Source organism: Thioclava kandeliae, from assembly GCF_040297545.1.
In the GTDB taxonomy this organism is placed as follows: Bacteria; Pseudomonadota; Alphaproteobacteria; order Rhodobacterales; family Rhodobacteraceae; genus Thioclava; species Thioclava kandeliae.
This window is the reverse complement of record NZ_JAYWLC010000001.1, coordinates 501390-524683: the sequence shown is the minus strand read 5'-3', so window position 1 is coordinate 524683 and position 23294 is coordinate 501390. Positions and strand designations below refer to the sequence as shown.

Genomic DNA, 23294 nt, shown 5'->3' with positions numbered 1-23294 from the left:
GATGGACCTATACGGTATCAAGACCTGTGATACCTGCCGCAAGGCCCGCAAGGCGCTGGAACAGGCGGGCAAAGAGGTGGCGTTTCACGATATCCGCGAGACGCCGCTGTCGCAGGATCAACTGGAGGCTTTTTATGCGGCCTTCGGCGACAAGCTTCTCAACAAATCCTCGACCACATGGCGCGGGCTCGACGAGGATGCGCGGTCCGGACCCGTTCTGGACCTGCTGGCGGAGCACCCGACCCTGATGAAGCGGCCTGTCATTGTAGCCAATGGCGCGATGACACTCGGCTGGACCAAAGACGCTCAAAGCCACTGGTTTTAAGGGGCTGGCGGGAACTTTCTCTGCCAGCTCACGTTTTCTAGCCAAATATGCCGCCGGATGCGTCGGAATTTTTAACCGTCGTCGTTCATAGTGGTGAAGATTAGGAAGTAACGGAAGGATTCCGTATGGTTCAGCTTAGCAGCCCTGCCCAGATTATGTCTGCGCCAGTCCGCCCGGTTGCCTCAGTGCGCCCTGATTACTGGACACATCTCGCGTGGATCACGGCAGGAGCGACGCCGCTTTGTGCATGGCGTCATGCGGCCAATCTGCCGACCGCAAGTCTGGCAGAGGCAATCGGGATATCCCCCGCGCGTCTTGCCCGGATCGAGGGCCGTCAGGAGACACTCGGGGCCGATATCCGCCGCCGGGCCTCGGAGGTGCTCGGGGTGCCCGAGACAGATCTCAGCGAATGAACGCCTGAACAGGCATGGTAGACAACGCGCCCGTGTGGCGCGTTTTTCTTTTGCGGCACCGCACCGGCAAAACCGCGCAGCCCCATGCCTATCTCGTGGCCGGACACGAAAAAACGGCCCGAAATTCGGGCCGTTCAGATGCGTCTATAGTCAAAGCTCAGAGAACTTTGAGGTCACCAGCAGAGGCACGACCGTCACGGCCGCTGATCAGTTCGTACTCGATTTTCTGGTTGTCGGCGAGGCCGGTCAGCCCTGCGCGCTCGACTGCAGAAATATGCACGAACACATCCTTGCCGCCTTCATCGGGCGCGATGAATCCGTAGCCTTTGGTGGTGTTGAACCATTTTACGGTGCCAGTGGCCATTCCCGTATCTCCTTCAGGTCTTCCCGGCGGCGATATTGCAACCGGGCCGCGCTGCCTGGTCTTCCAAGTCGCCCGGCAGCCTAAGGGCACGGGGTAGAAAGTCAGCGTTACACGCATCTACGAAGATGAAGCATGTGCATGAAAATGCAATGACGAAATGGCGAGGAAGCGAACTCCCTCACCTTTCTGTGATGTTGCACTGCGGCATGGCCGGATTTGCCCTAAAAATCAGCGCAGATCAGGGGCCATAGCTTCCGATGCGAGCGTTGCGAGAACGTCATCGAGCGCAACGATCTCGGTCCGGTTCTCGCCCAGCTTGCGCACCGAAACGGTGCGGTCCTCGACTTCTTTCATCCCGATCGCGAAGATATAGGGCACTTTCCCGAGACTATGCTCGCGCACCTTGTAGTTGATCTTCTCGTTGCGGGTATCGGCCTCCGCACGGATGCCGCGGGCTTTCAGGGCCTCGGTCACTTCGCGCACATAGTCATCGGCATCCGAGACGATCGAGGCCACAACAACCTGACGCGGCGCGAGCCACAGGGGCAGCTTGCCTGCGAAGTTCTCGATCAGCATGCCGATGAACCGCTCGAACGAGCCCAGAACCGCGCGGTGCAGCATGACAGGGCGGTGACGCTCGCCATCCTGACCGATATAGCTCGCATCCAGACGCTCGGGGAGGTTAGGGTCCACCTGCAGCGTGCCGCATTGCCATTCACGCCCGATCGCATCGGTCAGGGTGAATTCGAGTTTGGGGCCATAGAAGGCACCTTCGCCTTCCTGGATCTCGTATTCATAGCCCGCGTGGTTGCACGCATTGCCAAGGGCGGCCTCGACGCGGTCCCAGCTTTCTTCGGAGCCGATGCGCTTCTCAGGACGGGTCGAGAGCTTGATCGTCCAGTTGTCGAAGCCCAGATCCGAATAGATACCGGCGAGGAAGCTGATGAATTTCGCGGTTTCCGTCTCGATCTGGTCTTCCGTGCAGAAGATATGCGCGTCATCCTGCGTGAAGCCGCGCACACGCATGATCCCGTGCAGCGCGCCCGAGGGTTCATAGCGGTTGCACGAGCCGAACTCGGCCATGCGCAGGGGCAGGTCGCGATAGGATTTCAGCCCCACATTGAACACCTGAACGTGGCAGGGGCAGTTCATGGGTTTAAGCGCATTAACGGTTTTCTCGCGGGCATGATCCTCGTCCACTTCGACGATAAACATGTTCTCCTGATAGTTTTCCCAGTGGCCCGAGGCTTCCCACAGCTTGCGGTTCACTACCTGCGGCGTATTCACCTCGACATAGCCGTCAGCGCGCTGCTTGCGGCGCATATAGTCCTGAAGCGTCGTGTAGATGGTCCAGCCATTAGGGTGCCAGAAGACCTGACCGGGGGCCTCCTCCTGCATGTGATAGAGATCCATCTCGCGGCCCAGACGGCGGTGGTCGCGCTTGGCGGCCTCTTCCATCATCGTGGTCCAGGCGCTCAGGTCTTTCTTGGACTTGAAGGCCACGCCATAGATGCGCTGCAGCATCGGGCGGGTCGAATCGCCCAGCCAGTAGGCGCCCGCCACATGGGTCAGTTTGAACGCATCGGCAGGCACCTGGCCGGTATGGACAAGGTGCGGACCACGGCAGAGATCCTGCCAGTCGCCATGCCAATACATCCGCAGATCCTCGCCCTCGGGGATGCGGTTGACCAGCTCGACCTTGAAGGGCTCGCCCCTGTCCTCGTAATATTTGATCGCATCCTCACGCGACCACAGCTCGGTCTTCACCGGCTCGCGGGCATTGATGATGTCACGCATCTTCTTCTCGATTACCGCGAGGTCTTCGGGAGTGAAGGGCTCGGCGCGGTCGAAATCGTAGAACCAGCCATTGTCGCGGACCGGACCGATGGTCACTTTCACATCCGGCCAGATCTCCTGCACGGCGCGGGCCATGATGTGGGCCAGATCGTGGCGGATCAGTTCCAGCGCGGGCGCGTCATCGGACATGGTGTTGATGGCGATCTGCGCATCCTGGCGGATCGGCCATTGCAGATCCCAATGCTGGCCATTCACCTGCGCGGAAATCGCTTTTTTCGACAGGGATTTGGAAATGCCTTCGGCGACTTCCAGAGCCGTAATGCCGGCATCGACCTGCTTCTGGTTTCCATCGGGGAAGGTGAGGGTAATCTGGGACATCTGTCGTCCTCCTCGTCGGTTTGGCGCCCACGGAACGCCCGGTTGCAAGTTATGTTCGTGCGGGCCTTGTGCGACCGGCGGCCTGTGGTGTCAAGTCTCAGAAATGGATTGCCCCGCAGAATCGGGGGATTAGACGGAACCGCGTGCTCACGGCGCCGTTATTCGTGGAAGCCAAAGCGAGGTCCCCATGCCCAGCCAGTTCAGCCGGTCCCTGTTCAACCGTCTTGTCGATGATCCTGACCGCGATGGCGGGTTGGAGGCTGCACCATTGAAGGCCGAACCGGCCAATTTCCTGCGCCACATCGTGGGCTTGGGAGCCACGAAATCGGCAGACGGGCTGATCGACCCCAAACTGGTGCTCAGCTGGCTCCTGAACCATCTGGGCGCCGGGGCCTTCTATGCCGGCCTTCTGGTGCCCGTGCGCGAGGCAGGGGCGCTTTTGCCACAGATCTTCACGGCCGCGCTGATCCACGGGCGCGGTCGGCGCAAATGGGTCTGGGCTCTGGGCGCGGCGGTGCAGGGGCTGGCAGCTGGCGGGATCGCGCTGGCGGGGTTGCGGCTCGAGGGTGCGGTCGCGGGGATGGTCATCGTGGCGCTGCTGGCAGTGCTGGCGGTGGCGCGCTCGGCCTGTTCGGTGGCCTATAAGGACGTTCTGGGCAAGACCATCGGCCAGAGTCGCCGCGGCACGGTCACGGGCACGGCCTCGACCATTGGCTCGGCGGCAGTGGTCATTTTTGCGCTGGTGCTGCTCTTCATCCCCGTAGATCGCTACGCGCTGGTCGAGGTGGCGATTGGTCTGGCGGCCATCGGCTGGATTCTCGGGGCGGTGATGATGGCGCTGATGGTCGAGGAGGATGACGGCGGCACCGGCGAGAGCGGGTTGCCCAACCCATGGACCCTGATGCGCGAGGACCGCCAGCTGCGGCTCTTTGTCATCGCGCGTTCGTTATTGGTGGGAACGGCTCTGGCGCCGCCCTATCTGGTGTTGCTGGCGGCCAAGGGAAGCCAAGATTTTGCCGAGCTTGGCGGGCTTGTGCTGGCATCGTCCGTGGCTGCGGTCCTGTCGGCTTATATCTGGGGGCGGCTCTCGGACCGCTCCTCGCGCCGTGTGCTGATCTATGCGGGGCTTGCAGCCGCCGTGGCGTTGGCGCTGGCGCTGGGGCTCAACGCCTCGGGCCTCGCACAGACCGTCTGGGCGATGCCCTTGGTGCTCTTCTGCCTGATGCTGGCCTATCATGGGGTGCGTCAGGGGCGCTCGACGCATCTTGTGGATATGTCAGGCCCCGGGGAGCGGGCCGATTACACCGCCGTCTCCAATACAGTAGTAGGGCTCTTCCTGCTGATCGCGGGGGCAGGGGCCGCCGCATTGGGAAGTGTCTCGGTGCCCCTTGTCATCTGGGTCTTTCTTGTGATGTCTGTGGCGGGCGCTTGGATTGCAACGAAACTGACCGAGGTTCAGACATGACCGATTTCCTGACCACAGCCGAAGGCCGCAAGATCGGCTATAACCGTATCGAGGGTAGCGAGCCGGGGATCGTGTTTCTGGGTGGCTTGCGCTCGGATATGGAGGGGACCAAGGCGCTGGCGCTCGAGCAATGGGCCAAGGCGCAGGGCAAGGCCTTTTTGCGCTTCGATTATTCCGGTCATGGCGTGTCATCGGGCACATTCGAGGAGGGCGCGATCGGTGATTGGTTCGAGGATGCGATGGCCGCAATCACCACGTTGACCTCCGGCCCGCAGGTGTTGGTCGGCTCGTCGATGGGGGGCTGGGTTTCGCTTCTGGTGGCGCGCACCATCCCCGACCGTGTGGCGGGGCTTGTGACGATCGCGGCTGCTCCCGATTTTACCGAGGACGGATACTGGGCAAGCTTTAACGAGGCCACGCGGGAGAAACTCGAACGCGAGGGCCATATCGCCATACCGTCAGAATACGGGGCGCCGATGATCATCACCCGCCGCCTGATCGAGGATGGCCGCAACCGGCTGGTGCTGCGCGATCCGCTGTCGCTCCCCTTCCCGACGCGGCTGTTGCAGGGCACCGATGACGAGGCCGTGCCCTATGACTGGGCGATCCGGCTGCTGAACCACGCGGATTGCCCCGATCTGACCCTGACACTGGTCAGGGGGGCCGATCACCGTTTCTCGGACGAGGATTGCCTGAAGATGATCGAACGCGCCGTGGCGGATGTGCTGGCGCGTATTCCCTGACGGCACGACCGGCAGTCCTCCCCGGTGCCGCAGGCGCGGCGAAAACATGACGGGGACATGACGTTTGCGCTTCAATCCTCTGGCTCCATCGGTCACATTACGCGTAAGAGCGGGCAAGCCGCCGAGGGTGGAGAAGGGAATTCGAGCAATGACCGCTGAACCGCTGGTTCTGCTGCCGGGCTTCATGAGTGACGCGCGGCTTTATTGGCATCAGTTGGCCGAGCTTTCGGCCGAGCGCGCCGTGATGGTCTGTCCTTTGCGCGGCGACAGCATCGAGGAGATGGCGCGCAGCGTTCTGGCCGAGGCACCGCCGCGTTTTGCGCTGGCGGGGCACTGGCTGGGGGCGCTGGTGGCCATGGAGGTTCTGCGGCAGGCGCCCGAGCGTGTGACGCGGATCGCGATGATCAATGTCTCGCCGCTACCCGAAACCCCCACGATGGCCGGGCTGCGCGAACAGCGCATTCTGAAAGCCAAGACGGGGCGTCTTGATGATGCGATGCTCGAGGAGGTGCCCGCGAGTGCTCTGGCCGAGGGCGAGAGCCGGATCAATGTGCAAGCGATGATGCTGGATATGGCACAGACGCTCGGTCCCGACCGTTTTGCCGCGCAGTCCCGCGCGTTGATGCGCCGTCCTGACCAGCAGCGGCTTCTGCGCAACTCGCCTGTGCGGGCGCTACTTCTTTGCGGCGTGCATGACACGATCTGCCCGCCGCGCAGACACCAGTTCCTGGCCGAGCTGATCCCGCATGGAACCTATACCGAGATCGCGCAGGCAGGGCATCTTACCCCTCTCGAACAGCCCGAAGCGGTGACATCCGCGCTGCGTGAATGGCTCAACGCCCCTGTATCATTCAAATAATCGATTTAAAATTTGTTATTTGTTAATGTTTCTCCGACAGTGTCGTCGAGGAGAGGCAGAAAGAACTTTTGCGCCTCTATTCTCTTCTTTACGGTGAATAGTGTGTTCTGTTTTTTCATTGCCTTACACGAAGGCGATCAATGGCGAGGAGGGCCAGATGATCCATATCGTGAGCTGCACTTTCAGAACGAGCGGTCTCGTCTATGATCATCGCCAGATGTCGGGTGGCGCAATCCGCGTCACGGCGACCGATAGCGGGCGTGATTTGGTCAAATGCAGATTCTTCGGGGTTGGACGCGAGAAGGGGAGCCAGCCTGCAAATGATGTGCTCTGCTGTCCCGCTTTCTCGAAACCGTCATCGCGGGCGGCCGCTGGTACGAACGGGGCGGATGCCGTGCTCGACCGGCATATGGCAGAGGCCCGGCGCGTGGACGAGCTGATGCGGATGATCGAAGGCGCGCTGAATGGCGGGCTACCACGGCAGGACCATCCCTGAACGTAACCCTGCGAACAAAAAACGCGGCCTCTGGGGCCGCGTTTTTGTTTTTGCTGTTTCAGACGCCGCGCGAGAGCGCCGCGACACCTGTGCGGGCCACATCACTCAGGCCCAAGGGGCGCATCAGCTCTGCAAAGGCGTCGATCTTTTCCGGCGCGCCGGTCATCTCGAAGACAAAGCTCTCGAGCGTGGAATCGACCACATTGGCGCGGAAGATCTCTGCAAGCCGCAGTGCCTCGATCCGCTTGTCGCCAGAGCCTACCACCTTGATCAGTGCCAGCTCGCGCTCGACCGCCTGACCCTCGAGCGTCAGGTCGATCACCTCATGGACCGGCACGATCCGGCCAAGTTGTGCCTTGATCTGCTCGATCACGGCAACGGTGCCGCGGGTCACGATCGTGATGCGCGAGCGGTGGCCCTTGTGATCGGTCTCGGCCACGGTGAGGCTGTCGATATTATAGCCGCGCCCCGCGAAAAGCCCGATCACGCGGGCCAGAACGCCCGCCTCGTTTTCCACGATCAGCGCCAGAGTATGGCTTTGCACCACATCGGAATGGAAATCCCGCAGGTCATAGGCCGAATGGCTCGTGGAGCCTTGTTTGATGTTCAGAGCGGCCATGGCCGGTCTCCTTTCAATCCATGCGTTTCAGCGCTCGGGCGGGGCGCACCCGCCCGATCAGGCTTACACGAGAGCGGCGCCCTCTTTGAAGGCCTGCGCATCGGCGGCCAGAAGCATCTCGTTATGCGGCTTGCCCGAGGGAATCATCGGGAAGCAGTTCTCGTGCTTCTCGACAAGGCAGTCGAACAGGACCGGACCGTCATGGTTCAGCATTTCCATGATCGCGTCATCGAGATCGGCCGGATCATGGCACTGGATGCCCTTCCAGCCAAAGGCCTCGGCCAGCTTCACGAAATCGGGCAGGCTTTCGGACCAGCTCGAGGAATAGCGCTCGCCATGCAGCAATTCCTGCCACTGGCGGACCATGCCGAGCCGTTCATTGTTGAGGATGAACTGCTTCACCGGTGCGCGGAACTGGGTCGCGGTGCCCATCTCCTGCATATTCATCAGCCACGAGGCTTCGCCCGCCACGTTGATCACCAGTGCCTCGGGATGGGCGATCTGCACGCCGATCGAGGCGGGGAAGCCGTAGCCCATCGTCCCCAGACCACCGGAGGTCATCCAGCGATGGGGTTCGTCGAAATGCAGATATTGCGCGGCCCACATCTGGTGCTGGCCCACCTCGGTGGTGATGTAGCGGTCACGACCGGCGGTCAGGGCCTGCAGACGCTCGAGCGCATATTGCGGCTTGATGGTCTTTTCCGAGTTCGTATAGGCGAGGCAGCGCACGGCGCGCCACTCGTTGACCTGTTTGTGCCATTCGGCAATGGCCTCTTTGTTGGTCTTGCGGCCACGCGCTTTCCAGACCTTGAGGACGTCTTCCAGAATATGGCCCACATCGCCCACGATCGGCAGATGCACGGGGATGATCTTGTTGATCGAGGAGGGGTCGATATCGATATGGACCTTGGTCGACCCCGGCGAGAAATCGGCCACGCGACCAGTGATCCGGTCATCGAAGCGCGCGCCCACATTGATCATCAGGTCGCAATCATGCATCGCCAGATTGGCCTCGTAGAGGCCATGCATCCCCAGCATCCCGAGCCATTTCTTGCCCGAGGCGGGATAGGCACCGAGGCCCATCAGCGTGGAGGTGATCGGGAAATCGGTGCCATCGACCAGCTCGCGCAGCAATTGCGACGCGGCCGAGCCCGAATTGATCACACCGCCGCCGGTATAGAAGACGGGCTTCTTGGCGTTTTCGATCAGCTCGACGAGCTTGGTGATCGCCTCGATATCGCCTTTCACCTTGGGTGTATAATGGCTCACATCCACCTGTTTCGGCTCGGAATAGGTGCCGAGGGCGAACTGCACGTCTTTCGGCAGATCCACCAGCACCGGCCCCGGACGGCCCGAGGTCGCCACGTGGAAGGCCTCGTGCAGGGTGGCGGCCAGCTCCTCGGTCTCTTTCACCAGCCAGTTATGTTTGGTGCAGGGACGGGTGATGCCCACGGTATCGGCTTCCTGGAACCCGTCGGTGCCGATCAGGAAGGTCGGCACCTGACCCGACAGCACGACCAGCGGAATGGAATCGAGCAGCGCATCGGTCAGGCCGGTGACCGCATTCGTGGCCCCGGGGCCTGAGGTGACCAGCACAACGCCCGGTTTGCCGGTCGAGCGCGCATAGCCTTCGGCCATATGAACAGCGGCCTGCTCATGGCGGACAAGGATATGGCGAATGTCGTTTTGCTGGAAAATCTCGTCATAGATCGGCAGGACAGCGCCACCCGGATAGCCGAAGATTACTTCGACACCCTGATCCTTGAGCGCCTGAACCACCATTTTCGCGCCAGTCATCTGCCGTGACATCGCATACTCCATCCATTGCCCGTGATCGGGCCCGTTCCAATCCAACCCAGTGTGTCGATATGAAAAAGCCCCCGACCTGTGGCGGGGGCGCATGGGAACCATCATGGTCTAACCGTTACCGGCCCATGCGCTTCCTTCTAATGACGACGAGGAGCGAGTTCATCGCTAATCCTTTCACTGTGGTTGGCGGCACATTATGTCGCACCGTCCGGCCCGTCAATCGCAAAATCCGAAATAATATGATTTCAATCGGCCAAATTATAACTTTTTATTGCGCTGAAATCCTATAAAGCTGGAATAATCGCAAAACCGTGAGAGGTTTTGCAGTGTTCATCCGCCGGATTCGGAAATTTACCGGCGGGGCAGGCTTAAATGGGTTCACATCCGCGCGAGACATGGTAAGCGAGGCCGGATCGGTAAATCTTCATGGTTTTTGAGTTCCAGACTGCGGTAAATCTGCAAAGTGGTCAATTAATCTCACCAGATTGGGGCAATTGTCTTGACCAAGCGGCGCCGTTTGGACGAAGAAATATGTCATCATGTGGTCCTGCCCATCGGGACCTGATGTGAGGGAGGGAAATTATGGGCGCCTTACTGGCGTTTGCGCGGGTCATTGACCGCGTGAATGAGTTCATCGGAAAATCCGTCTCATGGCTTATCCTGCTGGCGATCCTCGTCAGCGCGGTCAATGCCGTGGTGCGCAAGGTCTTCAGCATCTCGTCCAACGCGTGGCTCGAGCTGCAATGGTATCTCTTCGGGGCGGCCTTCCTGCTGGCCGCAGCCTATACGCTGCAGAAGAACGAGCATATTCGTATCGACATCCTCTACGGCGCGCTGAAACGGCGCACGCAGAACTGGATCGATCTGTTCGGGCATGTGGTCTTCCTGCTGCCCTTCACCTTGCTCATGCTCTATTTCCTCTATCCCTATGTCATGCTCTCGCTGCGCTCGGGCGAGGTCTCGACCAATGCGGGCGGCCTGATCCTGTGGCCGGCAAAGATGCTGCTGCTGGTGGGGTTCATCCTGCTTTTCGCGCAGAACATCTCCGAGATCATCAAGAAGATTGCCACCCTGCGCGGGCTTATCGAGGACCCGCATGCGGGCCAGTCGGCGCATGGCGATATGTCCGATGAACCCGTCGTGAAAGAGGAGGCTCTGTAATGCTGATGGAGCTGATCGCGCAGAACCTTGCGCCCATCATGTTCGCCTCGCTGGTGATCTTCCTGCTTTTGGGCTATCCGGTGGCCTTCTCGCTGGCGGCCAATGGTCTTTTGTTCTTTGTCATCGGGGTGTTTCTGGCACCGATGTCGGGTGGCTCGATCCATCTCAGCTGGCCCTTGCTCAACGCGATGCCGGAGCGGATGTGGGGGGTCCTGTCAAACGAGACCCTGCTCGCCATTCCTTTCTTCACTTTCATGGGGCTGATGCTGGAGAAATCCGGTATGGCCGAGGATCTTCTGGATACGATCGGCCAGCTCTTCGGCCCCGTGCGCGGTGGTCTGGCCTATGCCGTGGTCATCGTGGGCGCGCTGCTGGCGGCGACCACCGGCGTGGTTGCGGCCTCGGTGATCGCGATGGGGCTGATCTCGCTGCCGATCATGCTGCGCTATGGCTATGACCGCAAGATCGCCTCTGGCGTGATCACGGCTTCCGGCACTCTGGCGCAGATCATCCCGCCCTCGCTGGTGCTGATCATCCTCGCCGACCAGCTGGGCCGGTCCGTGGGCGATATGTATAAGGGCGCACTGATCCCCGGTATGATCCTGATGGGGCTCTATCTGGGCTATGTCTTCGTCGTATCGATCATCCGCCCGAACGCCATGCCCGCACTGCCGAAAGAGGCGCGCACATTGGGCTCGGGCGTGACCTCGCTGATCGTGGTGCTGGCGATTGCGGTCGCGGTTTTCTATGGCACCGACCTCTATCTGGCGGCGAACCATCCGGCCAATGACGCAGGTATTCTCGCGGTCTTCGCCGCCGTAATCGTGGCCTATGTCATCGCGCTGGCCGATCGCGGGTTGAAGACCAATCTGATGAGCCGTCTGGCCCAACAGGTGGTGATCGTGTTGATTCCGCCGCTGGCGCTGATCTTCCTCGTGCTCGGCACAATCTTCCTCGGGGTGGCGACGCCCACCGAGGGCGGGGCGATGGGCGCGGTTGGCGCGCTGATCCTTGCGGCGATGAAGGGGCGGCTGAAATTCGATGTGGTGCGCGACGCGCTGACCGCCACCACACGTCTCTCGGCCTTCGTTATGTTCATCCTGCTGGGCGCGCGAGTTTTTTCGCTGACCTTCTACGGGGTGAACGGGCATCTGTGGGTCGAACATCTGCTGACCTCGCTGCCGGGGGGACAGATCGGCTTCCTGCTGGTGGTCTCGGTTCTGGTCTTCTTCCTCGCCTTCTTCCTCGATTTCTTCGAGCTGGCCTTCATCATCGTGCCGCTCCTGGCACCGGCGGCGGAAGCCATGGGGATCGACCTGATCTGGTTCGGGGTGATCCTGGGCGTCAACATGCAGACCTCCTTCATGCACCCGCCCTTCGGTTTCGCGCTGTTCTTCCTGCGCTCGGTGGCACCCAAAGTGCCCTATCTCGACCGTATCACCGGCAAGACGATCGCGCCCGTGAAGACCTCGCAGATCTATTGGGGGGCAGTGCCCTTCCTCTTCATCCAGATCGCGATGATCGGGCTGGTGATCGCCTTCCCGCAGATGGTCATGCACTACAAGGGCCCGACCATCGATCCGGCGAGCATCGAGATGAAGCTGCCGGATATGCCGGGTCTGGGCGGGATCGGCGGCGGTCTTGCACCGCTGGGCGGCGCCCCCTCGGGTGGCGCGGGGTCGAACCCGCTGGGTCTGCCGCCATTGGGCATGCCCGGTGCGCCAACCGGCCAACCGGCCCAGCCGCCGCAGGGCGGAGATGCCAGTCTGGGCATTCCCGCACCCGCAGGGCTTGGCGGACTGAACTGAGCGACACAGTCAAGGAAACGGCGGCCCTCGGGCCGCCGTTTCCATATCGTCCCCTCCGCTGCCGGGGCGGGCGGGCTATCCGTTGATCGGGATCGGCTGCCGCGGCGTTCCGACCCGTTGCGCCGGAGCCGTGGTCTGATCCGCTCTTGTTCCGCGCCGTCCGATCGGGCCTAGTGGGGTAGAACAGGATCGGGAGGAGAGAGATATGCTGGAACGGATGAGGATCGGATTTGTCGGCGGGCGCGGAATGCTTGGCCATGCTATGGTGTTGGGGCTCCTGAAGGCAGGCATGCCCGCCGCCAATCTGACAATCTTCAGCCGCAGCGACAGGCCGCTCCCTGCGGTATTCGAGGGGGTCGGGCTGTCGCAGGAACTCGGGGAGATCAGCGATCTATGCGATATAGCCGTGCTGGTGCTGCCCCCGGCCGAGGCAGGAGCGCTGCGGATCCGGTTCGAGGGGCGGCTGGTGGCTTCGGTGATGGCGGGGGTGGATTTTTCCCGGCTTGGCCGCATCGCACCGGGGGCGCAGCTGGTGCGGGCCATGTCGAGCCCCGCCGCCTCCGGTGGGCTGGCCTATTCGCCATGGGTCGCGCAAGAGGAGCCTACCTCCGATATGGTCGTGCAGATCGAGACGATGTTCGGCGCGCTCGGCCAGTGCGACAGGTTGGAGCGCGAGGCGGATCTTGCGCTTTTCACGGCGATGACAGGCCCCGTGCCGGGTTTTGTGGCGCTGTTTGCGGAATATATGCAGGACTATCTGGAAGAGCACGGTATTGCGCCGGAGACCGCAGATCGGGCCACGCGCCAGCTGTTTCTGGGGGCGGGGCAGCTGCTGTCTTCCGAGGCACCGCGGGCCGCGCAGCATGTGCAGGGCATGATCGATTATGATGGCACGACAGCCGCCGGATTGCGGGTCATGCGCAAGAGCGGGATCCGCGAGGGCATCTTTGTCGGGCTCGATGCGGCAGCGCAAAAGGCGCGCGAGATCGGGGGCTGACGGTAGCAGGCGTTTGCCTGTCGGGGCAACACCAATGAAAAAGGGCGCGACGAGGTCGCGCCCTTTTTCATTGCGGAGAGGCCGAGGCCCGTCCCTAGTTCTTTGCGTCGTCCTTTGCGGCCTCGGCTTGCGCGGCAGGTTTTGCTGCCGTTTCGGTCTGCGGGGAGGCCGCTGCCGGCTTGGGAGCCTCGGCCTTTACCGTCTCGACCTTTGCGGGCTCGGCCTTTGCGGGCTCCGTCTTCGCGAGGTCGGGCTTGGGCTCTGCCGGTTTGCTTTCCACGGCTTTCGGTGCTGCGGGTGCTGCGGGCGACGGGGCGGGGGCGGCAGACGTTGCCACAGGAGCCGATGCGGCTTTGGTGGCCGATTTGGGCTTGGTTGCGCGCGGCTTGCGGGCAGGGGCCGCGGCCTTTTTCGGCTCTTCCGATTTGGTCACGGCCGCAGTTGCGGCGGCTGCCGCCGGTTTGCGGGCGCGGGCCTTGCGCGCGCCCATCGGTGTCACACCGCTATTGACCTTCACCTCGCGCGAAAGCTCCTCGTCGGAGGCGTGATCGTCAATGAATTCCAGCACCAGCGGGCGGATATTGTTGCGCCATGCCCCACCGGCAAAGATGCCGTAATGGCCCGCTTTGGGTTCCAGATGCTGCTGCTTCATGCTGTCGGGCAGACCAGTGCACAGATCGAGGGCTGCCACACACTGGCCGGGGGCGGAGATATCGTCCTTCTCACCTTCGACGGTTTTCACCGCGACCGTGGTGATCTTGCCGATATCGATCTTCTTGCCCTTGATGGTGAAATTGTTCTGCGCGATCTCCAGACCCTTGAAGATACGCTCCACCGTCGAGAGATAGAACTCGGCGGTCATGTCCATGACCGAGAGATACTCGTCATAGAAGCGGTTGTGGCGGTCGCGCTCGGCGGGGCCGTCCTTGGCATCGTTCATGATCTTGTCGAGGAAGGCTTTGGCATGGGTCTCGGCATTCATCGAGATGAAAGAGGCCAGCTGCATCAGGCCCGGATAGACCATGCGGCCCACACCCTTGTAGCGGTAGCCCACACGCTGGATCACCATCTGCTCGAGCTGGCCCATCGTGATGCGGCGCCCGAAATCGGTCACTTCGGTGGCGGCGGCATCGGGGTCGATCGGGCCGCCGATCAGGGTCAGCGTGCGCGGCTGGGCCTTGGGGTCCTCTTCCGCCAGATAGGCGGTGGCGGCCAGCGCCAGCGGTGCCGGCTGACAGACCGCGATCACGTTGATATCGGGGCCCAGTTCGCGCATGAAATCGACGAGATAGAGCGTATAGTCCTCGACGTCGAACTTGCCCTCGCTCACCGGAATGTCGCGGGCATTCTTCCAGTCGGTCACATAGACCTCGGCATCGGGGAGAAGCGAGATCACTGTCGAGCGCATCAGCGTCGCATAATGGCCCGACATCGGGGCCACGAGCAGGATACGGCGGGGCATCTTGTCACGGCCCTGCACGTTGAAATGGATCAGCGAGCCGAAGGCCTTGTCCATGATAGTATCGACTTCGACCATATGGTCCCGCCCGTCGGCGGCGGCGATGGCGCGGATGCCCCAATCGGGTTTCATCACCATGCGCGAGAAGCTGCGCTCGGTCACCGCCCCCCATGATTCGAGCATGCGGTAAGCGGGGTTCGGGGACAGGCCGAAGACAGGGTAGGACGCCATCGCGCGCGCAGAGGCGCCGATCCATTCATTGGTGTTCCTGATGCTCTCCATCAGATCGTAGCTATAGATGCCTTTCATCGCGTCGCTCCTTTGGCCGACCAGTCCGGACATTTCACACGCTTGAGGTGAAAATCTGCTGAATGCCCGCTTTACCGTAGAGAAGAGAAGTCTATGGTTGAGAAAAAGATAGGAGGAGCGCGAGGTCATGACAACAGGGGAGACACAGGTTTCTGCTGCATCGCAGAAAATGCAGGAGAATCTGGCAAGAATAGAACAGCTTTCGCAACGTCTGGTCGAAGCTTTGGGCCGCAGACGTATGCCGAACCCTTCTCTGGAGGGGCCGGGCGTCGATCTTTATATGTCGACCACTGCCGCCGTCATGAAGGAGCTATCCGATAAACCGGCGCAAATCCTTGAAGCCCAAGTGAAATACTGGGGCGATGCAATGAGCCACTATATTCAGGCGACCCATGCGCTGGCGACTCAGGGGTTCCGCCCGCCCGAGGATACCGGCCCCGAGGACAAGCGTTTCTCCAACCCGCTCTGGGCCACCCATCCCTATTTCAACTTCGTCAAACAGCAATATATGATCGCCTCGCGCGCCATAGACGAGGCTACGGATGCGCTCCCCGGACTGGCCGAAAAAGACCGTAAGCGACTGAAATATTTCACCAAGCAACTGGTGGACATGATGGCGCCCACGAATTTCTTCGCCACCAATCCCGATGCGCTCGAACGCGCGATCGAGACCGAGGGCGAGAGCCTCGTGCAGGGGCTCGAAAACCTCGTGCGCGATGTCGAACAGAATCAGGGCGATCTTCTGGTGACACTGGCCGACCGCACGGCCTTCGAGGTCGGGCGCAATCTGGCCACTACCGAGGGCAAAGTGGTCTATCGCTGCCGGATGTTCGAGCTGATCCAGTACACGCCCAAAACCGAAAAGGTCTATCGCACGCCGCTGCTGATCTTCCCGCCTTGGATCAACAAGTTCTACATCCTCGATATGAAGGAGCAGAACAGCTTTATCCGGTTTGCAGTCGAGCAGGGCTTCACCGTTTTTGTGGTCAGCTGGAAAAACCCCGATGCGAGCTTTGCCGATGTGGGCTTCGAGACCTATATCGAGAGCTATCTGGATGCCATCGAACAGGTGAAATCCGAGACCGGCGTGGCCAAGATCAATGCCATCGGTTATTGCATCGCGGGCACCACGCTCAGCCTGACACTGGCGCTGATGAAAAAGCGGCGCGACCATTCCATCAATTGTGCGACCTTCTTCACCACGCTCACCGATTTCTCGGATCAGGGCGAGTTCGTGTCCTTCCTGCAGGATGATTTCGTGGACGGGCTGGAGGTGCAATGCCGCGTGGACGGGGTGCTTTCGAGCTACTTCATGTCGCGCACCTTCTCCTTCCTGCGCTCGAACGACCTGATCTGGCGTCCCGCGATCCGCAGCTACATGATGGGCGAGGCGCCGCCCGCCTTCGATCTGCTTTACTGGAACGGGGACGCCACCAATCTTCCGGGCAAGATGGCGATGGAATATCTGCGCGGCCTGTGCCAGCAGAACCTCTTTGCCGAGGACTGCTTCACCCTGATGGGCGAGGAGCTGAAACTGTCGGATGTGACGGTGCCGCTGATGGCGATTGCCTGCGAGACCGATCACATCGCGCCGTGGAAGGCGTCCTTCAAAGGGATCTCGCAAATGGGCTCGAAGGATAAAGAGTTCATCATGGCGCAATCGGGCCATATCGCGGGGATCGTGAATCCGCCCAGCAAGCAGAAATACGGCCATTATACCTCGTCCGCGCCGATCGAGGATGCCGATGAGTGGCTGGCGGCGGCAGAGTTCCACGAGGGCACATGGTGGCCGCGATGGGCCGAATGGCTGGCCGCGCAATCGGGTCGTGAGGTTGCCGCACGCACTCCGGGCGAGGGCGGGCATCAGATTCTGGGCGAGGCGCCCGGCAGCTATGTGCGCGAAACCATCGTGCTATGAGTGATCCGGCCCCGAGGGGCCGGATCCGTTTGTGCTTTACGCTGTGTAAAATTTCTGCAACGCGGCACAAAACACTTGATTTGCTGCAGTGCAGCATATATCGTTGATTGTAGCGAATAGGGCCGCGCAGACCGAACCACTGGCCCTTCTATCAAGAATGGAGCATCTACGATGGCCGCAACTACCCAAGACTTCACCAAGATCATGCAAGATATGATGTCCTCGATGCCGATGGACATGTCGAAGTTCCAAGAGGGCTTCAAAGCGCAGGCGGCCTTCTCCGAGAAAATGTCCAAAGTGGCTCTGGATGCCGCAGAGAAATCGACCGAGATCTCTGCCAAATGGACCAAAGAGACGCTTGCCAAGATGGGCGACATGACGGCCACCAAATCCGAGCCGGCTGATTACGCAAAAGCGATGAGCGATTTCGCTTCCGCTTCGGCCGAGATCGCTTCGGAAAATATCTCGGCTTTCGCAGAAGTTGCAAAGAAAGTTCAGATGGAAACCGTCGAGCTGATGCTGGCCGCAGGCAAGGATTTCTCGGAAGATGCGACCGCCGCCATGAAGTCGGCAACCTCCTCGACCGCAGCTGCCGCGAAGAAAACCACCGCAGCCGCGACGAAGTAATCTCTTCCTCCCGGATCTCTGACAGCATCCTCCCAGTCAGGGAACGGATCTGGGGCGGGCTTCGGCTCGCCCCTTTCTTATTGATTTCGTGACATTTGCGCCTCATGATGGCCACTCACTCGATATCCTGGGGAGGATCATCATGGCCGATGCGGAAAAGCCTCTTTTAATCAAACGCTACGCAAGTCGGCGTCTCTACAATACCGAGACGAGCGATTATGTGACGCTTGAAGATATCGCCCGCTTCATTCGCGATGGCCGCGAAGTGCAGATCGTTGATCTGAAATCGGGCGACGATCTGACCCGCCAATATCTGCTGCAGATCATCGCCGAGCATGAAAGCCGTGGCGAGAATGTTCTGCCGGTGGATGTGCTGACCGATCTTGTGCGCTCCTATGCCACTTCGGCGCAGAGCGTTGTGCCGCAGTTTCTGGCCGCAAGTTTCGATATGCTGCGTCAGGGCCAGTCCCAGATGATGGAGAATATGGGCCGGATGCCGATTGCCTCCGTGCCCGGGTTCGACGCGCTCCAGAAACAGCAGCAGGCCTTCTTGCAGACGATGATGGGCGGTTGGCCCAAAGCGTCATCGGGTCCCGAGCGCGAGGCGCCTGCCGCCTCCGAGGATCGCGAGGAGCTGGAGAAGATCAAGAAACAGCTTGCAGAGCTGCAATCGAAGCTCTCCAAGCTCTGATCATCGCAGCCCCAATCCGTGCAGCACGATGCGCAGCGCGGCCTTGGGCAGGATCACCAGACAGGGGCCCGTCATCTTTAAGGTGACGGGCCCTGTTACCTTATTCGAAGTGCCGATCATCCCCACTGGATCGAGCCGCACCCCATCGAGAGGGTATTGCAATCCGGTCGAAGAGCCGTCGCAGGGCCCCAGAGGATAGAGCGAGAGCCGCATACCAACGGGCAGATCAAGCCGCATCTCGGGCGGGGCGCTGAAAATGATGTCGCTCGCATCGAGCAGCAGGATGGACCGTTCGGGAAACCGGACCAGAACCGAAAGAGCCGCAAGCGTGTGATCGACCCGCCGGCCGGTGAAGCCAAGCCCCAGATAGAAGGGCGCACAGGTCAACCGCAGCGCTTTCTCGAAATCGACGCTATCTTGTTCGGCGACATGGTGGATGCTGTCGGGAGCGATTCTGTTGCGGGCCTGCGCGGACAGGCTATCGAGATCGCCGATTACCGCTTCGGGCATCAGATCCAGCGCCATCGCCTTATTTGCGCCACCATCCGCGGCCACCAAATGTGGCGCGAATTCCAGAGCTTGGTAAACGTCTTGAGTGTCGATTTCGCCGCCACCCATGAGCGTAATACCGGTTTTTCTTGATAATACCGGTGTTTCTGTCATCAAATAGCCCTGTGTGATGGTCCCGATTGGGCCCTGAATAGGTAAAATTCCTTGTAATTGCCATTATTCGTTCACTGAATGGCACCAATTTCGAAACATGGTTAGCCGAACGGAAGTCCAAAGAGGCGAGCATAATGGTCGGTGCAAATAAGATTCTGACGGTATCTTACGGAACGTTCTCCTGCACGCTGGAGGGCTTCGACGAACCGTTCCAGACGATGCAGGCGATTGCGGAATATTTCCGCGATCTCGCGGCCGAGGACCGCTATTTCGGCGCCGAACCTCCCCAGCCTGATGCGGAGATGCTGCACCGGATTGCCGAGCGCGAAATCCAGCGCCGTGTGGAAGCAAAAATCCAGAAAAACGGCGTGATCCTGCGCGCATCAGATGAGACGCCCAAGCTCGATCTGACCTCCAAGATCGCGGCCCCTGTCGCGGCTTCTGTCGCGGAGCCGGTCTCCGAGCCTACCAAGGATGCGCGTCCGCAGTCTGCGGCACCTGCACCGACGGATGACAGTGTCGCGGCCAAACTGGCGCGCATCCGCGAGGTTGTGGCGCGTTCCAAAGCCGAAGCGACCAAGCCCGCGCCGACGCCGGAATTCCTGGAGGATCTGTCCGGTGCACCCGAAGCCCAGAATTTCGGCGGGAATGGCGGGTTTGGCGAGGCGCTGGATATTTCCGGTCCTGTCTCGGATGACGAGCTGAAGGCTATGGCTGAAAGCGATGAGGTCTCGCCTGACGTGCTCGCGGCCGAGGCAGAAGTCAAAGCCGCCGCTGAGGACGCTGCGCGTCAGGCAGAACTTGCCGCCGAGGAAGAGGCCGAGCGTAAGGCCAAGGAAGAGGCGGAGCGCGCCGAGGCAGAGGCCAAAGCCGCCGCAGAGGACGCTGCGCGTCAGGCAGAGCTTGCAGCTAAGGAAGAAGCCGAGCGCAAGGCCAAGAAGGAGGCTGAACGCGCTGAAGCGGAAGCCAAGGCCGCAGCCGAGGAAGCCGCGCGTCAGGCAGAGCGTGCCGCCGAGGAAGAGGCCGAGCATAAGGCCAAGCAAGAGGCGGAGCGCGCCGAGGCAGAGGCCAAAGCCGCCGCAGAGGACGCTGCGCGTCAGGCAGAGCTTGCCGCCGAGGAAGAGGCTGAGCGTAAGGCCAAGCAAGAGGCGGAGCAGGCGGCCGAGAACGAGGCGCTTTCGGCCGAGCTGGCGGCGCTGGAGGAGACTGCGGAAGATGCGGAGCACTCCTCCGAGATCGCGCAAGCCGAGAGCCCCGAGGAAGCGTCCGAGGCGGCCCCGCGTCCGGTGCGTCCAGCGCTGCGGGCCCGTGTGATCAAGGTCCGGCGTGTCCAGCCAGCGGTCGAGGCTCCGGTGGCAGAGCGTCCTGTTGTGCCGACCAACGATCTGCCCGGCGCTGACCTGTCGCCCGAGGATGAAGAGGATCTGCTGAAGGCGCTGGCGGAGCTGGATATCGACGAGCCCGCGTCTGTTGGGCAAGCGGAGGCGCAAGTAGAGATCGCCCCCGAGAGAGACGCCGATGAGAGTGATGCGGCGATCGCCGATCTTCTGGCGGCGGACGAGCCCGAGACGCAAGAGCCCATCGCCGAGGAACCTGCTCGTGAGGCGGCGGAACCCGATGCAGAGGAGGCGGTCGAATCGCCCAAGGCGGAGCCGGCACCCGAAGTCGGGACGATGAAGCCGTCTGCGGCGGACCCCGCCGCGCCGGTCGCGCCGCGCCGGGGTCCGAGCCTGACCGACATCCTGCGCCGTCGCCGCACCGAAGAGCCCGTGCGGACCGATGCACCTGCAAAAGACGCCGCGTCCGCTGCGGAGCCCGCGCAAGCGGAGGTCACAGCGCCAGAGACCGCGAAGAAGGCCACCAGCGAAGCCGATGTCTCGCGTCTGATGAAAGAGGCGGATAACCAGCTGGCAGGGCGGGATAATCGCCGCCGGCTCTCGGCTATTGCGCATCTGAAGGCTGCGGTTGCCGCGACCGTGGCCGAGCGCCGTCTGAAAGGCGAGAAAGCCGAGCCCGACGAGACCAAGGCCTATCGCGAGGATCTGGATCGTGCCGTGCGTCCGCGCCGTCCGGTGGCGGGGGAAGAGCGGGACAGCCGTCCCGAACTGACCAGCCCCGCGCAACCCAAAGAGGATGCAAGCCGCGACGCGCCGCTGGTGCTGGTGTCCGAGCAACGGGTGGATGAGGACATTTCGGCGGCGATCATCGAGGAGGCCGTGCGTCCGCGCAGGGTCACCACCTCAGAGATTGCGCAGCAGATCGACGAGGCCGCCGAGGAGATCGAGGAGATGCATACCGCGGCCGCGACCAGCTTTGCCGAATTCGCCGAGCAGGCGGGCACGCGTGGGCTGGCCGATCTTCTGGAGGCCGCCGCCGCCTATACCGCGCAGATCGAACAGCAGCCGCATTTCACCGCGCCGCAGATCATGCGCAAGGTGACGGCGCTGGAAGAGGGGGCGGGCTATTCGCGCGAGGACCGGATGCGCAGCTTTGGCAAGCTGCTGCGTCAGGGCAAGATCAACAAGATCAATCGCGGGCAATATGTGGTGTCCGAGCAATCGCGCTTCTTCGAAGAGAAAAGTGCCTGAGCGGAGCGCAAATGTCTCTAGCCGAAATGAAAACAGCCGCCAGATCTCTGGCGGCTGTTTTTACTTGCTTTGGTCGGGATCGCTCCGGCCAACCCCCATGAAGACCGGCCTGCAAGGCCAGATCCATGCCACACCGAGCGCGATATAGAGCGCGAGTTCGGCCGAGAGGGGCAGGCGCCCGACGCGGGCTTCGAGCCAGTTGGCCAAGGTCACCGCGACCACGATATAGACCGGCAGGCCGAGAACCAGCACCAGAATCGCCAGCCTGCGCCGCGTCTTCCAGCTGAGGCCACGCCCTGCCATTGCCATCAATCCGCGAAGGGGTCGGTGACGAGGATCGTGTCGTCGCGCTCGGGCGAAGTCGACAGGAGTGCCACCGGGCAGTCGATCAGCTCTTCGATGCGGCGGACATATTTGATCGCCGCAGCAGGAAGCTCGGCCCAGCTGCGCGCACCTTCGGTCGACTCGCTCCAGCCTTCGATCTCTTCATAGATGGGCGTGCAGCGCGCCTGCTTGTCGGAGGCGGTCGGCAGATAGTCCAGACGCTCGCCATCAAGCTCGTAGCCCGTGCAGATCTTGATCGTCTCGAACCCGTCGAGCACGTCGAGCTTGGTCAGTGCGATACCGTTCACGCCAGAGACCGAGCAGGTCTGGCGCACGAGGGTCGCATCGAACCAGCCACAGCGGCGCTTGCGGCCGGTGACGACGCCGAACTCGTGACCGCGGGTCCCGAGACGCTCGCCATCATCGTCTTTCAGCTCGGTCGGGAAGGGGCCTTCGCCGACGCGGGTGGTATAGGCTTTCACGATGCCCAGCACGAAATCGATCGAGCCCGGACCGATGCCGACGCCGGTTGCCGCCTGACCTGCGATCACGTTGGACGAGGTGACGAAGGGATAGGTGCCGAAATCGATATCCAAGAGCGAACCCTGCGCGCCCTCGAAGAGGATACGCTTGCCGGCCTTGCGCTTCTCGGCCAGCACCTTCCAGACGGGGGCTGCATATTTCAGGATCTCGGGGGCGACCTCATTGAGCTTCGCGATCAGCGCATCCTTGTCGATGGCCTCGAGGCCCAGACCGGCGCGCAGCGCGTTATGGTGCACGAGGGCACGGTCCACGCGCAGTTCCAGCGTTGCGGGATCTGCGAGATCCGCCACGCGGATCACGCGACGGCCAACCTTGTCCTCATAGGCGGGACCGATGCCGCGACCGGTGGTGCCGATCTTGGCAACCGATGTTTGCGCCTCGCGGGCACGGTCCAGCTCGCCATGGAACGGCAGGATGAGCGGCGTGTTCTCGGCGATCATCAGGGTCTCGGGCGAGATATCCACACCCTGTTCGCGGATCTTCTCGATCTCGCCCAGAAGATGCCACGGATCAAGCACGACACCATTGCCGATGATCGACAGCTTACCGCCGCGCACGACGCCCGAAGGCAGCGCGTTCAGCTTGTAAACCTTGCCGTCGATGACAAGCGTGTGGCCGGCATTATGCCCGCCCTGAAAACGTGCGATGACGTCGGCCCGTTCCGACAGCCAATCTACAATCTTGCCTTTCCCCTCGTCACCCCACTGGGCACCGACGACGACGACATTGGCCATGAGACTCTCCTTGGCGCTTCGAAAAACCTTGGGCGGTATACAGAAGCGATGCCTCGGGGGGAACCGATTTCTTGGCAAAACCGGCGGGAATACGATGAAAAATCGCCCGCGCTCCCACAGGCCCCTATATATAGGGTATCTGCACCCTGTTTCGCGGCGTGAAGATGCGCGGGATAAGGGGTTGCACGAAGGGCGGCATATGAA

The 23294-nt window shown here is 61.5% G+C and carries 20 protein-coding genes and 1 pseudogene; 13 read left to right on the top strand and 8 right to left on the bottom strand.

The window, feature by feature from the left end:
• Position 1: 1 nt before the first annotated feature.
• Together VSX56_RS02455 and VSX56_RS02450 are read left to right on the top strand one after the other, a co-directional pair.
• A complete protein-coding gene (locus VSX56_RS02455) occupies positions 2–325 on the top strand; it encodes an arsenate reductase family protein (RefSeq protein ID WP_350934572.1) in 324 nt (107 codons plus the stop codon).
• 125 nt (positions 326–450) lie between these two features.
• Positions 451–738 (top strand): helix-turn-helix domain-containing protein, encoded by a 288-nt coding sequence (locus VSX56_RS02450; protein ID WP_339112061.1) that lies wholly within the window; start codon positions 451–453, stop codon positions 736–738.
• Positions 739–895: 157 nt separating this feature from the next.
• Here VSX56_RS02450 and VSX56_RS02445 read toward each other — a convergent pair whose 3' ends face one another.
• Together VSX56_RS02445 and thrS are read right to left on the bottom strand one after the other, a co-directional pair.
• Positions 896–1102 carry a cold-shock protein gene (locus tag VSX56_RS02445; RefSeq protein WP_339112062.1) on the bottom strand — a complete coding sequence of 69 codons (207 nt, stop codon included), beginning with the start codon at positions 1100–1102 and terminating at the stop codon, positions 896–898.
• A 228-nt stretch (positions 1103–1330) separates the two neighbouring features.
• Entirely contained in the window at positions 1331–3277 is a 1947-nt protein-coding gene (gene thrS, locus VSX56_RS02440; RefSeq protein WP_350934569.1) for a threonine--tRNA ligase, read from the bottom strand.
• A 187-nt stretch (positions 3278–3464) separates the two neighbouring features.
• Between thrS and VSX56_RS02435 the strand changes: the two genes are divergently transcribed.
• From VSX56_RS02435 to VSX56_RS02420, 4 genes are all read left to right on the top strand, one after another.
• A complete protein-coding gene (locus tag VSX56_RS02435; RefSeq protein ID WP_350934567.1) occupies positions 3465–4742 on the top strand; it encodes an MFS transporter in 1278 nt (425 codons plus the stop codon).
• Entirely contained in the window at positions 4739–5485 is a 747-nt protein-coding gene (locus VSX56_RS02430; RefSeq protein WP_339112065.1) for an alpha/beta hydrolase, read from the top strand. The genes VSX56_RS02435 and VSX56_RS02430 overlap by 4 nt, the downstream gene beginning before the upstream one ends.
• A 148-nt stretch (positions 5486–5633) precedes the next feature.
• Positions 5634–6344: an alpha/beta fold hydrolase gene (locus tag VSX56_RS02425; RefSeq protein ID WP_350934565.1), complete on the top strand. Its 711-nt coding sequence runs from the start codon at positions 5634–5636 to the stop codon at positions 6342–6344.
• 157 nt (positions 6345–6501) lie between these two features.
• On the top strand, positions 6502–6840 hold the full coding sequence (locus VSX56_RS02420) for a hypothetical protein (protein WP_350934563.1): 339 nt from the start codon (positions 6502–6504) through the stop codon (positions 6838–6840).
• A gap of 58 nt (positions 6841–6898) precedes the next feature.
• Here the strand turns inward: VSX56_RS02420 and ilvN are convergent, their stop codons facing one another.
• Both ilvN and VSX56_RS02410 read right to left on the bottom strand, forming a co-directional pair.
• The gene (ilvN, locus tag VSX56_RS02415) at positions 6899–7459 is read right to left on the bottom strand and encodes an acetolactate synthase small subunit (protein ID WP_339112068.1); all 561 of its coding nucleotides are present in this window, start codon (positions 7457–7459) and stop codon (positions 6899–6901) included.
• A gap of 63 nt (positions 7460–7522) precedes the next feature.
• Positions 7523–9268, bottom strand: coding sequence for an acetolactate synthase 3 large subunit (locus VSX56_RS02410; RefSeq protein ID WP_350934560.1), 1746 nt, complete (start codon positions 9266–9268; stop codon positions 7523–7525).
• A 582-nt stretch (positions 9269–9850) separates the two neighbouring features.
• Between VSX56_RS02410 and VSX56_RS02405 the strand changes: the two genes are divergently transcribed.
• The 3 genes from VSX56_RS02405 to VSX56_RS02395 all read left to right on the top strand — a co-directional run bounded on the left by VSX56_RS02405 (position 9851) and on the right by VSX56_RS02395 (position 13234).
• Positions 9851–10429, top strand: a complete 579-nt coding sequence (locus VSX56_RS02405) for a TRAP transporter small permease subunit (protein WP_350934558.1) — start codon at positions 9851–9853, stop codon at positions 10427–10429.
• Positions 10430–10431: 2 nt separating this feature from the next.
• Complete coding sequence (locus VSX56_RS02400) at positions 10432–12237, top strand: TRAP transporter large permease (protein ID WP_350934658.1); 1806 nt, start codon at positions 10432–10434, stop codon at positions 12235–12237.
• A 205-nt stretch (positions 12238–12442) separates the two neighbouring features.
• A complete protein-coding gene (locus VSX56_RS02395) occupies positions 12443–13234 on the top strand; it encodes a pyrroline-5-carboxylate reductase family protein (RefSeq protein WP_350934556.1) in 792 nt (263 codons plus the stop codon).
• Between the two features lie 463 nt (positions 13235–13697).
• Here the strand turns inward: VSX56_RS02395 and phaZ are convergent.
• A pseudogene (gene phaZ, locus VSX56_RS02390) lies at positions 13698–15002 on the bottom strand (polyhydroxyalkanoate depolymerase); the annotation flags it as partial.
• Positions 15003–15129: 127 nt separating this feature from the next.
• Between phaZ and phaC the strand changes: the two are divergent.
• The 3 genes from phaC (at position 15130) to phaR (ending at position 18238) form a co-directional block, all read left to right on the top strand.
• The gene (gene phaC / locus VSX56_RS02385; RefSeq protein ID WP_350934554.1) at positions 15130–16920 is read left to right on the top strand and encodes a class I poly(R)-hydroxyalkanoic acid synthase; all 1791 of its coding nucleotides are present in this window, start codon (positions 15130–15132) and stop codon (positions 16918–16920) included.
• 171 nt (positions 16921–17091) lie between these two features.
• On the top strand, positions 17092–17547 hold the full coding sequence (locus tag VSX56_RS02380; RefSeq protein WP_339112073.1) for a Phasin: 456 nt from the start codon (positions 17092–17094) through the stop codon (positions 17545–17547).
• A gap of 142 nt (positions 17548–17689) precedes the next feature.
• Positions 17690–18238: a polyhydroxyalkanoate synthesis repressor PhaR gene (gene phaR / locus VSX56_RS02375; protein WP_339112074.1), complete on the top strand. Its 549-nt coding sequence runs from the start codon at positions 17690–17692 to the stop codon at positions 18236–18238.
• Here the strand turns inward: phaR and VSX56_RS02370 are convergent, their stop codons facing one another.
• Positions 18239–18901 carry a thiamine diphosphokinase gene (locus VSX56_RS02370; protein ID WP_350934551.1) on the bottom strand — a complete coding sequence of 221 codons (663 nt, stop codon included), beginning with the start codon at positions 18899–18901 and terminating at the stop codon, positions 18239–18241.
• A gap of 134 nt (positions 18902–19035) precedes the next feature.
• Here VSX56_RS02370 and VSX56_RS02365 point away from each other — a divergent pair, with 134 nt between their 5' ends.
• A complete protein-coding gene (locus VSX56_RS02365; protein WP_350934549.1) occupies positions 19036–21489 on the top strand; it encodes a hypothetical protein in 2454 nt (817 codons plus the stop codon).
• Positions 21490–21549: 60 nt separating this feature from the next.
• Here VSX56_RS02365 and VSX56_RS02360 read toward each other — a convergent pair whose 3' ends face one another.
• Positions 21550–21792, bottom strand: a complete 243-nt coding sequence (locus tag VSX56_RS02360; protein WP_350934547.1) for a DUF2842 domain-containing protein — start codon at positions 21790–21792, stop codon at positions 21550–21552.
• 5 nt (positions 21793–21797) lie between these two features.
• Positions 21798–23090: an adenylosuccinate synthase gene (locus tag VSX56_RS02355; protein ID WP_339112078.1), complete on the bottom strand. Its 1293-nt coding sequence runs from the start codon at positions 23088–23090 to the stop codon at positions 21798–21800.
• Positions 23091–23294 lie beyond the last annotated feature (204 nt).